Here is a 14,262-nt window from a genome sequence, read left to right as displayed (position 1 = left end):
CTCTATCTGGAGTGCATCACGCCATCGGCCAGACGAATGTCTGTCACCGACGCGTGATGCGGAACAAAGGTGAGTGGTCCGGCTGGGTCGTGACGACGCCAAGCGGGATCACGGGATCGGTCGTATCGGCGAGCTCGACACGGAACGCGCCGATCAGCCGGGCCAGCGCCAGCACGGATTCGGCCTGCGCGAACGGCGCGCCGATGCAGACGCGCGGTCCTGCGCCGAACGGCAAATAGGCGAAGCGGTCCGGCGCCTCTTTCGACATGAAGCGCTTGGGGATGAATGCGTTCGGCTGGTCCCACAACTTCTCGTGCCGGTGTAGCAGCCACGGCGCAATCATGATGATGTCGCCCTTGCCGATCTCGACGCCGGCGGCATTGTCCTTTTCGCGCGCGGCCCGCGCGACCAGGAAGGCCGGCGGATAGAGCCGCATCGTCTCCTCGATCACGGCGCGGGTGAACTTCTGGCGATCGATGTCGGCGATGCTGTCGAGATGCTCGCCACGGGTCTCGGACGCCACCTCCTCCTGCGTCTCCGGATCGAGCGCGAGCAGATAGAGCGCCCAGAACAGCGCGGTTGCGGTGGTCTCGTGACCGGCGAGGATCATGGTCGCGACCTCGTCGACAAGCTGCTCGTCGGAAAAGCCCTTGCCGGTTTCCGGATCGCGCGCCTCGTCCATGAGATCGAACAGGTCGCGCGGCGGCGCACCGTCCTTCTTGCCCATTGAACGCCGCTCGGCGATCAGCATGGCGACGAACTCGGTCCAGCGCTTGCGGAAACGGGCCCGTGCAAAATCCATCGGGCTCGGCCAGGACACGGGCAGCACCATGTCGAGGAAATAGGGCCGTCCCAGCCGCGCGGCGTATTCCATGACGAAATTGCGCAAGGTCGGGCCGTGACGCTCCATGCCGAACGAGAACATCGTGCGGCCGGCGATCTCCAGCGTCATGCGCTGCATCACCTCGCGAAGGTCGACCGGCTCGCTCGTTCGCTCATCGAGCTTCGCGATGGTCTCGTCCAGCACCGCCGTCATATGCGGCACGAGGTTTGCAGTCGCGCGCGGCGTGAACGCAGGCGCAAGCGTGCGACGCTGAAACGTCCAGGAATGGCCTTCCGCGATCAGAAGGCCGTCGCCGAGCACCGGGCGCAGCATGCGGATGCCCGCCGGCGTGCGCGAATAATTCTCGTAATTGCTGAGCAGGACGTGCCGGATCGCGTCCGGCTGGTTCAGGATGAAGCTGTTGCGGAGGAAGAAGCGGCCCTTGATGATGTCTTCCTCGTAGGCGCGCTGCCCCCAGGTCGCGATCATGTTCTGCCTGAGGACGGCGACCCGGCCGAGGAACGACATGTCATCGGGCGCACGCGGCGGGGTCGGAGGGATGATGGGCCGACGCACGCTGGCGATGTTCATGGCTCTCTCCCGATGTCACGCAGGCAGATAGCTAATAAGTCAGCTCAGCAATCGCAATCCTGTTCTCGGCGGCAGGCCAGGCGCGTGCCACAATCCGTTCTTCGCCGAACTGGGCCGCGATGTTACGCCCGACTTCGCTGGCCGGAAGGCGCAGGGTTGCTGTCGAATCCGTAGGCACGCCCGGCTTGACGTCGGCAGGCTCCTTGCCACCAAGCAGCACCACGTCCCGCGGCAGCCCGAAATAGCCGCGCGGGCGCGACAAGATCACGACGGCGCCGGCATCCTTGTCGGCCGGACCGAGCGGGCGGGCGGCGCGCAAATGCACGACATCGGACGAGCGCGGAAAGGGCGAGCGATAGATATGCGTCGTCGGCGCATCCGGCGATGTCAGGACGAATTCGAGCGACCATGACGGATCGACCTGCGCGGGACCCCAGCGGCCGTCGGCTCCGGTCTTCGCGCTGTGCACCGCGGCGCCTTTACGCTCACCGGTATCAGGATCGACGCGGAAGACATCGACGGTTGCACCCGTCACCGGCCGATTGGTCGACACGCCGCCAGGCGTGCCCGTCACGAGGCCGCTCAGCCTGACGCTCTGCTCCGGCACGATCGCGATCCGCGCGGGCTCGCGTCCCGCGATGAACTTGTAGATCTCGCGGAAGGCCCTCGGGTGGAACGCAACCTCGCGATGGTCGAGCGCGCCAAGCACGAGATTGGTGGCGCCCTTCAGCTCCGGCCCTTCGACGGTGACGCCGGTCGGCGTGCCGGGCTTGCCGATGAAGCGGCCGTCGGCCTGGGCGTATTTGTCCATGCCGTCGCTGCGCAGCGTGAGGAAGGCCGTGCCCGGCGTCACCTCGCTCTCGCCCTCGTTCAAGCCGCGCAGGAACGCGCCGCGGCCGTTGAATTCGTTGTTCGGTTGGTCATCGGTCGCAAACACGCCGTGATTGGGCGTACCACACAGCACGGCGTGGCTGACATCGCCGGCGCCGCCATTCTTGATGACGTTGCGGATCGCATAGCCGCCGCGCGAGCTGCCGACCAGCGCCACGCGCGGTGCGCCCGTGCGGCGCTTCAACTCCGAGATGGCAGCGGCGAGCTCGCGGCGCTGGTCCTCCGTCGAGGAGCGGTTCGCCTGCTCGACCTTGTCGTCGCTGCGCGCATTGGGATCGGTGAAATTGATCGCCGCCATGCGGTCGCGCGCGATGCCGTTGGATTCCATCCGCCACAAGGTCGTCATCCAGAGCGCGTCGTAGTCGCCATTGCCGTGGACGAACAGGATCGGAGGCACCTCGCTCGGCGCGCCGGCGGGTGCGGGTTGGGCCAGCGCGCCCGCCCGCAAGCTCGCAATTGCGAAGGGCAAGCTGCCAGCACCTTGCAGGATCGTCCGTCGCGACAGCCTCATTGTTCCTCCCCGGCAAAACCATGTCTTTGCACCGCTTATACCGGCCTAACCACTGGACAGCGAAGGACTTTCGCAGGCATCACTGAACTTGCCGGAATCACCCAAAGACCACTCCAAGCCCACTTCTGCCAGCCCATATGGAAGGGGATATGACCGAGCAGCCGAACCGTCAGAAAATTGCAGCCGACGGCATCACCGCCCCCCTGCGGTACACCGTGTTCCGGCGTATCTGGCTGGCCAGCCTGCTCTCCAATCTCGGCCTCTTGATCCAGGGCGTGGGCGCGGCCTGGGCGATGACGCAGATGGCGGCCTCGGCCGACAAGGTGGCGCTGGTGCAGACCGCCCTGATGCTGCCGATCATGCTGATCTCGATGCCGGCCGGCGCCATCGCCGACATGTATGACCGCCGCATCGTCACCCTGGTCTCGCTGGCGATCGCGCTGACCGGCGCGACCGCGCTGACGGTACTCGCCTGGCTCAACCTCATCACGCCGGAATTGCTGCTCGCCTTCTGCTTCGTCGTCGGTAGCGGCAACGCGCTGTTCGGTCCGGCCTGGCAGTCCTCGGTCAGCGAGCAGGTGCCGCCCGATGCATTGCCTTCGGCGGTCGCGCTGAACGGCATCAGCTACAACATCGCCCGCAGCTTCGGTCCCGCGGTCGGCGGCGTCATCGTCGCCGCGCTCGGTGCGGTTGCCGCCTTTGCCTGCAACGCGATCCTCTATCTGCCGCTGCTGGTGGTGCTGCTGCTCTGGCGCCGCAACACCGAGCCGTCACGCCTGCCGCGGGAGAAGCTCAACCGCGCCATGGTCTCAGGCTTCCGCTACATCACCAATTCCCCGCCGATCAAGATCGTGCTGCTGCGCACGCTGGTGATGGGCCTGATCGGCGGTGCCATCATGGCGCTGATGCCGCTGGTGGCGCGCGACCTGCTGCATGGCGGTGCGCAGACCTACGGCATCATGCTCGGCGCCTTCGGCATGGGCGCGGTGGTCGGCGCGCTCAACATCCACGAATTGCGCAAGCGCATGAGCGGCGAGGCCGCGATCCGCGCCTGCACCATCTCGATGGCGTTTGCGATGGCCGCGCTCGCCGTGAGCACCGAGCCGGTGCTGACGGCGGCTGCGCTGGTGCTCGCCGGTGCCGTCTGGATGGCCGCAGTCGCGCTGTTCAACATCGGCGTGCAGCTCTCGGCGCCGCGCTGGGTCGCGGGCCGCTCGCTCGCCGCGTTCCAGGCCTCGATTTCCGGCGGCATCGCCATCGGCGCCTGGGGCTGGGGCCATCTCACCGATTATGCCGGCGTCGAAATCGCACTTCTCACCGCCGCCGGCCTGATGCTGATCTCGCCGCTGCTGGGCTTGTGGCTCACGATGCCGCGCGTCGGCGCCCGCAACGAGGACGCCGACGTGCTCGCCGATCCCGAGGTGAAGCTGTCGCTCACGGCACGCAGCGGACCGCTGGTGGTCGAGATCGAATACCGGGTCGCCCAGGAGAACGCGCGCGCCTTCCACAACGTGATGCAGGACGTGCAGCTCTCCCGCCAGCGCAACGGCGCCTATGGCTGGTCGATCGCGCGCGACATCGCCGATCCCGAATTGTGGACCGAGCGCTATCACTGTCCGACCTGGCTCGACTACTTACGCCAGCGCAACCGCTCGACGCAGTCCGAACGCGCGCTGCATCAGGAGGCGATCGCCTTCCACATCGGCCCCGAGCCGGTGCGGATCCGCCGCATGCTGGAGCGCCCGTTCGGCTCCGTGCGCTGGAAGGACGAGACGCCGGATCGTGCCAGCGCCGAGGTGCTGCCGGTGGTCGCGACCGCTGCGGGGAGCAGTACGTAACTTACCGGATTACGCTTCGCTCCATCCCGGCTACGGAATCATTATTGCCCGTGGTCCGTCAGCACCTTGTCGCAGCCCTTGCTCAGCCGCGCGCGGTTCTGCTTCAGGCAGGCGAGCACGGCGCCATCGCCATTGTTCATCACGGCGCGGCAGAAGCGCGTGACATCGCGCGCACAGGCATCGTGGCCAGGCTGCTGTTGCGCGGACGCGGCCGATGCGCACAGGAGCAAAGGAAGAATGAAAAGAAATCTGGTCATCGCGTAATGCCTCTTACCCGGAAGAATGTGCGGGCGAAGCTAGTGCGACGATCCCTCAGCCGCAACGGCTTTATCGACAGGCTGCATGGCGCCGCCGCGTCGCCCCGGCTTGACGCCGGGGCACATCGCGCGGGGAGCTAACCGACGCAACGATCGTTGCGCTTACTGACTGTCCTGCGCGTCAGCGACCTTGCGGGAGGCGCCCTTGGCGAGGTCCTTGTCCATCACCGCGCGGCAGCCGGCGCTGAGATCCGACCGATGCTTCATCATGCACGCCGTGATCTTCGGGATGTTGGGAATCTCCGCCGAGCACAGGCGGAAGGCATCGCCGGTGCACTGCTGCTGCGCCTCGGCCGAGAAGGCGAAGCTCGAGGTCGTCGAAACGATCGAGACGATGGCGGCAAAGCCCAGCGCCAGGCTGGTGTCGCGGATCTTGCTGGTCAGAGACTTGGTGGTCAGCGAGGTGGTCATTTGAAGCTCCCATTGGCGCCGCTGGAAGCGGGGCCCGTTGTTGATGGGAACTACGATGCTCCAGCAAAACAGTTTCCACTGTGATGATGGTCACGGGCGGCCCGCCCTCTGTGACCTCGGTCACTTTGGCGCAGATCGCTGAAATTCCTCCGCAACCGCCGTCGCGTTGGTGTCACGTTAACTGTTCCTTCGCATTAATGGCTCGTCGCGCGGGAAATTCCGCAGGTTTGGTTGCGTAATTGGAAAGAGTAGCGATGCGTAATGCGTTGGGCCTGATGCTGGCCAGTGTAGTTGCCGCGGTCGTGATTGCCGCCGGCGGTTGGTTTTATTATTCCTCCCGCGCCGATCAGGGCGCTCCCAAGACAGTTGCCGCCCGTGCCGCCGATCCGTTGCCGGCACCGGCGAAGCTCGCCGCCAAGGATGACGTCCAGACCACGGCTGCGATCGCGGCCAAGCCGGCGGCTCCCGCTCCGGCGCCTGCGCCCGCTCCGGCCATGCCGGTGCAGCAGAAACAGGCCTGCGCCAATCCGAACGCGCTCGGCGTTGCCCGCGTGGTCGAGATCGACACCACAGGTGGCCCGGGCTTCGGCTTCGAGCACTTCAAGCAGTTCGACTTCCTCACCGAGAAGGAGGTCGTGCTGACCTTCGACGACGGTCCGTGGCCGGTCAACACGCCCGCCGTGCTGAAGGCGCTCGCGGATGAATGCACCAAGGGCCTGTTCTTCTCGGTCGGCAAGCACGCGACCTACCATCCGGAAATCCTGCGCCAGGTGCTGGCCCAGGGCCACACGGTCGGCACGCACACCTGGTCGCATGTCAATCTGAACAGCAAGAAGATGACGGAGCAACAGGTCAAGGACGAGGTCGAGAAGGGCTTCAGCGCAGTGCGATTCGCGCTCGGCACCAATCCGGCGCCGTTCTTCCGCTTCCCGCAGCTTCAGCACAATCCGGCGATGGTGAGCTATTTCGGCACCCGCAACGTCGCGATGTTCTCGACCGACATCGACTCCTTCGACTTCAGGAAGGGCGCGACGCCGGAGAAGATCGTCGAGACTGTGATGACCAGGCTCGACAAGCTCGGCAAGGGCATCATCCTGATGCACGACTTCCAGAAGCACACCGGCGAAGCCATGCCGGCGCTGCTCGCGCGGCTCAAGGCCGGCGGCTACAAGATCGTGCAGATGAAGGCCAAGACGACCTTCCAGACGCTGCCGGAATACGACGAAGCGCTGCTGAAGGACCTGAAAGTGCCGACCTCGAGCGCACGTCCGATCGGTAGCGTGGTGCAGACGGTCTCGCAGTAATACGTCGACGGCTTCAATACGCGCATGGCCGGGCTTTCGCCCGGCCATTTGCTTTTTGCAGGGAAGCAACGGCTTACCAGTAGATGCCGTGGCGATGCAGCTCGCCGATGATGCGGCGCTCGGTCCATTCGCGCTTGCGCTTCGGCTTCTCCGCCCTTGCGGTCTTGGCGGGCCTGGTCGTCGCGACAGGCGCCGCGGCCGTCGTTGGCGTGGTGACGGCAGGGGCCGTCGCCGCAACGGGTGCAGGCGCCGACACTGCCGGCGGACGGTCGACATATTTCGGAGCTTCCGCGGCCGGCGCGACGTCGCTGATTTGCGTCGGGGGAACGGCGGTCGTCGCGGCTTGCGAAGCGGCGGGCTGCCCGGCCATTCCAGACAGCGACAGGCTGCGGTCGCCCGCATGGGCAGATGCGGAGGCCACGACCATGGCGGCAACCAGAATGATCTTGCGCATGTGAAATCTCCCCGTGTTTGCGTACCCGGGACAATACGGGAGTCGCCTCCCGGCTGATGTGATCAACCTCACAAGGACCTCAGATCGATTCGAACCCACCACGCCGCGATCAGCACCCGCGGCGATAGACCTGCAGCGTCACGTCCGGAAAGGTCTGGGTTTCGATCGAGCAGAAGCCTTTTTCCGTGTTCAGGCGGGCGATGAGCTCGTCGCCGACGCGCGGCCCGACCAGCGTGTGTGGGATCGAACTCGAAAGCACGAGGATCTCCGACTGCAACAGCGCATCGCCCGTCGCCTGCGCGGTCCGGTGATACAGCTCGTTGCGAATGACGAGATTCGTCTTCGCCTGCGCGGCATAGAGCTGGATCGTCGCCGACGTCACCGGATAAGGGCTCGAAAAGCCGACAGTGAGCGGGCCGGGCTTCTCCGGCTTGATGTCGCGCAGCAGCGACCAGAGCCGCTCAGTTGCAAGGCGAATGCTTTCCTGCTGCTGCGCGCTCAGCGGCGTCGCCGTGCTGATCTCGCCGATGACGACGTGCCAGACGAACAGCTGGGCGACGAGGGCAAGCGCCAGCACCCGAACGGCTGTGAGCATGTAGATGCGGACACCGCTCCCGAGACCGAAGCGGGTGAGGAGGGCCTCAATGAGCACCAGGCTGGTGCAGCCGTTGAGGACCATCGCAACGATGAAGACGCCATAGAACATCGCGCCGAAATAATAGGTCTTGAGCTCCGCGACGGACGGAATGGCATAGGCGATCAGCACGGCGGCGAGCAGGACGACGGCATCCAGCAGCGCGGCTTTGCCGTGAACGGCCGCCAGCACGAGACGCAGCAGCATCAGGCCGAGCCCGATGGCGAACCAGTAGTGCAGGCCGAACTGTCCCTCTCCGCCAACTGAGAAGCGCAGCAATCCGGCCCAGAAACTTTCGCCAGTCGTCCAGAGATCGCGCTGGCCGACGAACACAGTGAGGATGTAGGTGACGGTCTCGACAAGGGCCGGTCCGATCAGCGCGGCCGTGGTCGCGATCAACGGCAGCACGAACCACAGGAGCGCGCCGACCGCTCTGCGAATCGAGATCCGCAATCCGCCGGCTTCGATGCAATCGACGAACAGCCGGATCGCAAAGGCGCCGCCGAACAAGGCGAGCACGGCAAAGAATGAAGTCGGCTTGATGCTGACGGCGAGCCCGCAGCCGACGCCGAGAGCGGCCAGAGCACGCGCACTGCGATCGAGCACGCTGCGGTGAACGATGGCGCCCGCGGCAAGGCCGATGGCAAGACCCGAGGGCAGGTCCGGACGCGCTTCGGTCACCGTATGCCACAGCACCGGCACGCACAGCACCGCAATCAGACACGCCGCGATCTCGAGCACAGGCCGGCGCCAGACCAGCCAGACGATTCCGAGTAGGAATGCAAAGACGATCACCGCGTGGACGAGATAGGGGCCGATGAAGCTGCCGGGAAAAAGCCCGAGGCCGATCACCGCGACCAGCGTCGAGAATGGCGCGTGGTCATGCAACAAGCTCCACGCGCTGGCGAAGATGCTTTGTTCGCTTGCAGCATTCATCCACCTGACGGCGTCGAGGAAATAGGAGACGTCGTCATAGAGCGGAGGAACGGACAGCCGGCTGTGCAGGCGTGAGGCCTCGAGCGATCGCGTGGCAACGATGGCGGTGATGCCTGCGGCGAGAATGACGAGAAAGGAGATCCGCAGCCAAGCGCTCTGATTCGTCGTCCCGACCCTGTTCTCCGTCGCCACCACTTGCCCCGTCACGCGCATTTCATCGGCGGCGCATCGTAGTGGCACAAGCGCGAAGCGCAACGCGCACCGGCTTCACTAGGCAAGATGACGATCGGACGAATGGGGGCGTTGGTGCCGCAAGAGGGATTCGAACCCCCGACCCCGTCATTACGAATGACGTGCTCTACCGACTGAGCTATTGCGGCGAACCCTGCCGGGACTTGGGCAATGCCGGTCCCGATACGCGCGCTCCTGATATCGGGCATGGCCCGAATTGGCAAGAACAAGCGGGAGGCGAAATGGGCCTCACGCGCCCCAGCGGGACCAGAATCCGCGCCAGCCGCCGGCCTGGGCCTTCGCATCGGCCTTGGACGTGCCGATTTGTTCCGTAAATTCATCACTCGGACCCTCGTCATCGATCCCGGGATCGTCCGGCGCGCGGACGATCGGGATGACGGCCGGGATCGGGCCGGGAGCAGGCTTGCCGAGGTCGGCACGGGTCCGGAACACCGGCGTTGCCGCCGCCGGCGATGATTCGGCCGCCTCCGGGCCCGGCTTGACCGGCTCCGCGGGTGTAGCCGGCGGCTCTTCCTTGACGGTCTCCGCGGCGGTTTCCTTGACCGTCTCTTTGGCCTCAGGAGGCGAATTGTCCTGTGCGGCCGGCACCGGAGCGGGCGCCGTCACGACCGGTTCCACGACACCTTCGCTCGGGGCCGCGGTCACCCGCTTCGGCGGCGGCGCCGCCAGCATGGCTTCCTCGAAGGCCGACGATTCGATCGTGGTCCCCTTGTCGGAAGGCAGACTTGCGACCGGCGTCTGCCACTGGAAGGCGTCGAGGCGGCCGGTGACCGGGGAGACCGGACGCCAGCGGTCGCTGACATAGCCGTCCGCGGTCCAGACCGGATCGTGGCGGGCGCGCACCGCGCGCAGGGTCCAGGCCCGGGCGCGGCCGCCGTCGCCATGCTCGGTGCGTTCGATCTCGGCCATCAGCAACGCGACGCGCTGGGTCGGATCGTTGACGTAAGGCGCCAGCACCGCGCGCGCACGGGCGAACTCGGAGGCATCGATCGCGGCGCGCGCGATCGCGAGCTGGCCCTCGACATGGCCGGGCTTGTCGGCAGCCGTCTTGGCCGCGAGCGTCTCGACCCGCTGCAAGCGTTGCCGCGCAGAATCGCCGAGCTTCACATGCGCATAGGCGTCGGCAAGATCCGGATGCGGATTGGCGAGCCACGCAGCTTCGACCAGCTTCATGGCACGGCGCACCTGATGCGCCTCGCTTTCGAACTTTGCGGCCAGCACCGCGGCCGGCACCAGGGTCGGCGCCAGCTTGATCGCCTCCATCACGCTCTCGCGCGCGACGTCGCGGTCCATCGTCGCCAATTCGAGCGCGCGCGCCGTGAGCAGCACGCCGCGCTGCCGGCGATAGGCCGCCTTGTCGATCAGGCCCGCGGACAGATTCGAATCGAGGATCGCCAGCGCACCGCTCCAATCGCCGCGCGCACAGCGGAAGCCGAGCACCGCATGCGAGGCCCAGGTGGAGGACGGCGATAGCTTGATCGCCTCCTCCGCGATCATCACGGCGCCGACCGCGTCGTCGGCGCGCTGCGCCTCGATGAACAGGCCGCGCAGGCCGAGCAGCCGCGTATCCTCACGCTCGGCCATGACGCGGAAGACACGCTGGGCCTCGTCACGATTGCCTTCGAGCTGGGCCGACTGCGCGTGCAGCAGCAACGCGAGCGGATCGTTCGGCGCATGCCGGCGCGCCGCTTCCGTGTGCCGGCGGGCGAGCGCGGTATCGCCATGACCGATCGCGAGCAGGCCGTGGGTGATGGCGTGGCGGCCACGGGCGTGACGCTTCTCGTGACGACGACGGCGCATGCGCCCAGGCAGTCGCCACGTCGCGGTCAGGGCGCTCCAGAGCAAAACGATCGCCACCGCAAACAGGCCGAGAAGGAGCACGAACACCGGAATGGTCGGCGAGGCTCGCCAGCCGCCCCAGGTCATCACGACTTCGCCGGGCTGGTCGGCAACCCAGGCCGCGCCGGCCGCCGCCAGCGCAATCAAAACGAGGAAGAGGACGATGCGAAGCATGACGATCCCTATACGCGCTGATTGTTGCGCGAACCTTTATTGAGCGGGCTTAACGAGATCCGCCATGGCATCGTCGGCGAATTTGCGCGATGCCGCGAGCGCGGCGTCGCGGGCATCGGCCTTGTCGAGCCAGGCCTGCGCCGGCGCACGATCGGCCTCGGGCAGGGTCTTCAGCTCGCGCCGCGCCTCGGTAAAATCGTTACGAAGCGCGAAAGCCGTCACTCGTGCGACGATAGCGCCGCGATCGTTGCCGACCCCGTCGGTGCGCTCGATGCGGACGAGCTTTGACGCCCCCGCCTGGAGCCGCTCGACGATGCCGGCATTCGCAGCTGGGGTTTCCGGCGGCGGTGCCAGTTTCGGCACGATGGTGAGCAGCTCGCGGCTCAGCGCGACCGGCGTCGGAATGCCTGACGATGCAAAGGTGTCGAGCGGCTTCAACAATTCGGCCTTGGCGGCGAGCGAGCGCGCCGCGGATAGCTGCGACTGATAGGGATCGCCATGGCGAACGGCGACGTCGAGCAGAGACGCCGCCACCACATGGCGCAGCGGCTTGTCGTCCATCGTCCTGGCGTCGGCGATCTTCTCGCCCTGCTGCGCGAGCTCGGCGCGTTCGGACTTGCTGGCGCGCTCGAGCTGCGCGACCCGGTTGGCGAGATCGGAAGATGCCGCGGTATCGCGCGGCGCGGGCTGCGCGCGCAGACTGGCGATGTCGCCGCGCAAGGCGCCAACGGATTTTTCCAGCGCGTCGATCCGCGCCACCATGGCCGGATCGGCTGCGGGCTTGGCGGCCTTCGCTTCGACTGCGGCAACGCGGCCGCTCAGCGCATCGACCGTCGCACTCGTCACTTGCGGCGCGGCCGGCGGCGCCTGCACCGCGGGCCAGCCCAGCATCCAGCCGACTCCGATCACGATGGCTGCTGCGACGGCGCCAGAGAACGGCGCGATGACCCAGGGAGAAATTGGCGGCGACGCGACGGCAGCCTGCGCTTCGACGGGCTCGGGCTGCGGCTCGGGTTTGGCCTCTTCAACCTTGGCCTCTTCGACCGCAGCCTGCTCATGCGCGGCCTGCTCGGCCGCCGGCTGAGCCTCCGGTTCGGCGGCCGTCTCCTGCGGCTGGGTGGAGACTTCTGTCGCCTCGAGATCGATGGTGGGCGGGGTGCGCTTGGCACGGCCGGACTCGGGGGCCATTCCCAAGTCTTCAGGCTTGCCCGCGTCTTGAGGCTTGCCTGCGTCTTCAGGCTTGTCGTCGGCCATCGTGACGGTTCCTCACACTTCCATACCCAAAACGGACCCGATTGCGTCGGATTCGGCCCGACCTCTTACGCCAAACGGGTACGCAAAGCACGCTCCAAGGTGTCAAATAAGGCATTTTCGTCCGGCGTCGCGGCCACCAGAACCTGCGACGCGCCGGCATCGCGCAGCACGCTGGCGACCGTCTCGGACAGGCAGCATTGCGGAATCGCCAGTGCCGAGATTTCAACGCCTTCGTCTCGTGCCGCTTCCAGGAACGCACGTGCGCTGCGCCGGGAGTAGTGCAGCACCGCCTCGACCCCGTGGGCCGCAAAACCCTCGCAGACCTCGCGCGGCAGATGCTTGATCGGCGCCATGCGATAGGTGGTCTGCGTGACCACGCCAAAACCCTCCGCGCTAAGATCGCCGCCGAGATCGCGCGACAGATCGGCGCCGGCGAGATAAAGCAGCGTGCTTTTCTTCTTCAGCAGCTTGTCGCGCGCGCTCTGCACCACCTTGTCGCGCAACGCCGCGGCATCGCCGCCGGCCACGATCACCTCGTTGAAGCCGACCTCGCGTGCCACGGCAGCCGTGTGCTCGCCGACCGCAAACAGCGGCAGCTCCAGGAGGCCAAGGTCCCGCAATTGCGGCGCGACGGCACGGATCGCATTGGCCGACGTGACGATGATCGCGCCGTAGCCCGCCTCGCTCTCGTCGTGAAAGGCGATCGGCTCGAACTTGAGCACCGGCGCGAGCAGCACCACATGACCCCGCGCGCGCAAATTTTCCGCCGTCGCCTCATTGTCGGGATGCGGCCGTGTGACAAGAATGGACATCGCTGGTGTTCCCGGGGGCACGTGAGCATTGACGGGGGGCGGTTACGCGTGGCGATTGCGCAAGCCGACCCCGGAATGCTACCGCGTTACCAGAACTCTGCTTTACGGATGAGCGCAAGGCCGCAAATTGGATAACGATTCGCCAATGCTGGTGCTGGGCATCGAAACCACCTGCGACGAGACCGCCGCGGCCGTGATCGAGCGCGCGCCCGACGGCAGCGGAAGGATCCTGTCCAATATCGTGCGGTCGCAGGTCGAGGAGCATGCCCGTTTCGGCGGCGTGGTGCCGGAGATCGCCGCACGCGCGCATGTCGACCTGCTCGACGGTATCATCGACCGAGCCATGCACGAGGCCGGCATCGGCTTCGCCCAGCTCGACGGCGTTGCGGCCGCCGCGGGACCGGGACTGATCGGCGGCGTCATCGTCGGCCTCACCACCGCGAAGGCGATCGCGATGGTGCACGACACACCGCTGGTCGCGGTGAACCATCTCGAAGCGCATGCGCTGACGCCGCGGCTCACCGACGCCATCGAATTCCCCTACTGCCTGTTCCTTGCCTCGGGCGGCCATACCCAGATCGTCGCGGTCATCGGCGTCGGCCAATATGTGCGGCTCGGCACCACCGTCGACGACGCCATCGGCGAAGCCTTCGACAAGGTCGCGAAGATGCTGGGCCTGCCCTATCCGGGCGGACCGCAGGTCGAGCGCGCCGCGGCAAACGGCGATGCCACGCGCTTTGCCTTCCCGCGACCGATGCAAGGACGCCCCGATGCCAACTTCTCGCTGTCGGGATTGAAGACGGCGGTGCGCACCGAGGCGAGCCGGTTAACTGAGATCACCCCGCAGGACGTGAGCGATCTCTGCGCGAGCTTCCAGGCCGCGGTGCTGGACTCGACCGCAGACCGTCTCAACGTCGGTTTGAGACTTTTTCGCGAGCGGTTCGGTGCGCCGCATGCCCTGGTGGCGGCCGGCGGCGTCGCGGCCAATCATGCGATCCGCGGCGCCCTGGATGGCGTCGCACGAGAGGCAGACACGCGGTTGATCATGCCGCCGCCCGCGCTCTGCACCGACAATGGCGCGATGATCGCCTGGGCCGGCGCCGAACGCCTTGCGCTCGGCATGACCGACACGATGGAAGCCCAACCCCGCGCGCGCTGGCTGCTCGACGCCAACGCGACGGCGCCGGCGGGTTACGGCAAGACGCGGGCGGGTTACTAGCA

Annotated in this window: 12 protein-coding genes and 1 tRNA gene; 3 read left to right on the top strand and 10 right to left on the bottom strand. The window is 66.6% G+C overall.

Annotated elements, in window-relative coordinates:
* Positions 1–43 precede the first annotated feature (43 nt).
* Entirely contained in the window at positions 44–1,414 is a 1,371-nt protein-coding gene (locus I3J27_RS01405) for a cytochrome P450 (RefSeq protein ID WP_270164360.1), read from the bottom strand.
* Between the two features lie 31 nt (positions 1,415–1,445).
* Positions 1,446–2,816, bottom strand: coding sequence for a hydrolase (locus I3J27_RS01400; protein ID WP_270164359.1), 1,371 nt, complete (start codon positions 2,814–2,816; stop codon positions 1,446–1,448).
* 149 nt (positions 2,817–2,965) lie between these two features.
* On the opposite strand from I3J27_RS01400, the gene I3J27_RS01395 reads away from it, so the two are divergent.
* The gene (locus I3J27_RS01395; protein ID WP_270164358.1) at positions 2,966–4,654 is read left to right on the top strand and encodes an MFS transporter; all 1,689 of its coding nucleotides are present in this window, start codon (positions 2,966–2,968) and stop codon (positions 4,652–4,654) included.
* Between the two features lie 41 nt (positions 4,655–4,695).
* Here the strand turns inward: I3J27_RS01395 and I3J27_RS01390 are convergent, their stop codons facing one another.
* Together I3J27_RS01390 and I3J27_RS01385 are read right to left on the bottom strand one after the other, a co-directional pair.
* Positions 4,696–4,911: a hypothetical protein gene (locus tag I3J27_RS01390; protein WP_270164357.1), complete on the bottom strand. Its 216-nt coding sequence runs from the start codon at positions 4,909–4,911 to the stop codon at positions 4,696–4,698.
* Between the two features lie 162 nt (positions 4,912–5,073).
* Positions 5,074–5,382: a hypothetical protein gene (locus I3J27_RS01385; RefSeq protein ID WP_270164356.1), complete on the bottom strand. Its 309-nt coding sequence runs from the start codon at positions 5,380–5,382 to the stop codon at positions 5,074–5,076.
* 254 nt (positions 5,383–5,636) lie between these two features.
* Here I3J27_RS01385 and I3J27_RS01380 point away from each other — a divergent pair, with 254 nt between their 5' ends.
* Positions 5,637–6,686 carry a polysaccharide deacetylase family protein gene (locus tag I3J27_RS01380; RefSeq protein ID WP_270164355.1) on the top strand — a complete coding sequence of 350 codons (1,050 nt, stop codon included), beginning with the start codon at positions 5,637–5,639 and terminating at the stop codon, positions 6,684–6,686.
* A gap of 73 nt (positions 6,687–6,759) precedes the next feature.
* Here I3J27_RS01380 and I3J27_RS01375 read toward each other — a convergent pair whose 3' ends face one another.
* The 6 genes from I3J27_RS01375 to I3J27_RS01350 form a co-directional block, all read right to left on the bottom strand.
* Positions 6,760–7,140, bottom strand: a complete 381-nt coding sequence (locus tag I3J27_RS01375) for a hypothetical protein (protein ID WP_270164354.1) — start codon at positions 7,138–7,140, stop codon at positions 6,760–6,762.
* Positions 7,141–7,249: 109 nt separating this feature from the next.
* Complete coding sequence (locus tag I3J27_RS01370) at positions 7,250–8,923, bottom strand: hypothetical protein (RefSeq protein ID WP_270164353.1); 1,674 nt, start codon at positions 8,921–8,923, stop codon at positions 7,250–7,252.
* Between the two features lie 91 nt (positions 8,924–9,014).
* Positions 9,015–9,090: transfer RNA gene (locus I3J27_RS01365), tRNA-Thr, on the bottom strand.
* A 100-nt stretch (positions 9,091–9,190) separates the two neighbouring features.
* Positions 9,191–10,975 carry a heme biosynthesis HemY N-terminal domain-containing protein gene (locus I3J27_RS01360; RefSeq protein WP_270164352.1) on the bottom strand — a complete coding sequence of 595 codons (1,785 nt, stop codon included), beginning with the start codon at positions 10,973–10,975 and terminating at the stop codon, positions 9,191–9,193.
* A gap of 36 nt (positions 10,976–11,011) precedes the next feature.
* Entirely contained in the window at positions 11,012–12,229 is a 1,218-nt protein-coding gene (locus I3J27_RS01355) for a COG4223 family protein (protein ID WP_270164351.1), read from the bottom strand.
* Between the two features lie 65 nt (positions 12,230–12,294).
* Entirely contained in the window at positions 12,295–13,041 is a 747-nt protein-coding gene (locus tag I3J27_RS01350; protein WP_270164350.1) for a uroporphyrinogen-III synthase, read from the bottom strand.
* A gap of 145 nt (positions 13,042–13,186) precedes the next feature.
* Between I3J27_RS01350 and tsaD the strand changes: the two genes are divergently transcribed.
* Positions 13,187–14,260 carry a tRNA (adenosine(37)-N6)-threonylcarbamoyltransferase complex transferase subunit TsaD gene (gene tsaD / locus I3J27_RS01345; protein ID WP_270164349.1) on the top strand — a complete coding sequence of 358 codons (1,074 nt, stop codon included), beginning with the start codon at positions 13,187–13,189 and terminating at the stop codon, positions 14,258–14,260.
* The last annotated feature ends 2 nt before the right edge of the window (positions 14,261–14,262 follow it).

Source organism: Bradyrhizobium xenonodulans (assembly GCF_027594865.1).
Taxonomy (GTDB): Bacteria; Pseudomonadota; Alphaproteobacteria; order Rhizobiales; family Xanthobacteraceae; genus Bradyrhizobium; species Bradyrhizobium xenonodulans.
The sequence above is the reverse complement of the archived record's forward strand: the minus strand, read 5'-3'. Positions and strand labels throughout refer to the sequence as shown.

Excerpts from the sequence above, each read along its gene's own strand:
- I3J27_RS01400 (WP_270164359.1), bottom strand. The coding sequence starts at position 2,816 with ATGAGGCTGTCGCGACGGACGATCCTGCAAGGTGCTGGCAGCTTGCCC.
- I3J27_RS01375 (WP_270164354.1), bottom strand. The coding sequence starts at position 7,140 with ATGCGCAAGATCATTCTGGTTGCCGCCATGGTCGTGGCCTCCGCATCT.
- I3J27_RS01370 (WP_270164353.1), bottom strand. The coding sequence starts at position 8,923 with ATGCGCGTGACGGGGCAAGTGGTGGCGACGGAGAACAGGGTCGGGACG.
- I3J27_RS01380 (WP_270164355.1), top strand. The coding sequence starts at position 5,637 with ATGCGTAATGCGTTGGGCCTGATGCTGGCCAGTGTAGTTGCCGCGGTC.
- I3J27_RS01355 (WP_270164351.1), bottom strand. The coding sequence starts at position 12,229 with ATGGCCGACGACAAGCCTGAAGACGCAGGCAAGCCTCAAGACGCGGGC.
- I3J27_RS01395 (WP_270164358.1), top strand. The coding sequence starts at position 2,966 with ATGACCGAGCAGCCGAACCGTCAGAAAATTGCAGCCGACGGCATCACC.
- I3J27_RS01390 (WP_270164357.1), bottom strand. The coding sequence starts at position 4,911 with ATGACCAGATTTCTTTTCATTCTTCCTTTGCTCCTGTGCGCATCGGCC.
- I3J27_RS01405 (WP_270164360.1), bottom strand. The coding sequence starts at position 1,414 with ATGAACATCGCCAGCGTGCGTCGGCCCATCATCCCTCCGACCCCGCCG.
- I3J27_RS01385 (WP_270164356.1), bottom strand. The coding sequence starts at position 5,382 with ATGACCACCTCGCTGACCACCAAGTCTCTGACCAGCAAGATCCGCGAC.
- I3J27_RS01350 (WP_270164350.1), bottom strand. The coding sequence starts at position 13,041 with ATGTCCATTCTTGTCACACGGCCGCATCCCGACAATGAGGCGACGGCG.
- I3J27_RS01360 (WP_270164352.1), bottom strand. The coding sequence starts at position 10,975 with ATGCTTCGCATCGTCCTCTTCCTCGTTTTGATTGCGCTGGCGGCGGCC.
- tsaD (WP_270164349.1), top strand. The coding sequence starts at position 13,187 with ATGCTGGTGCTGGGCATCGAAACCACCTGCGACGAGACCGCCGCGGCC.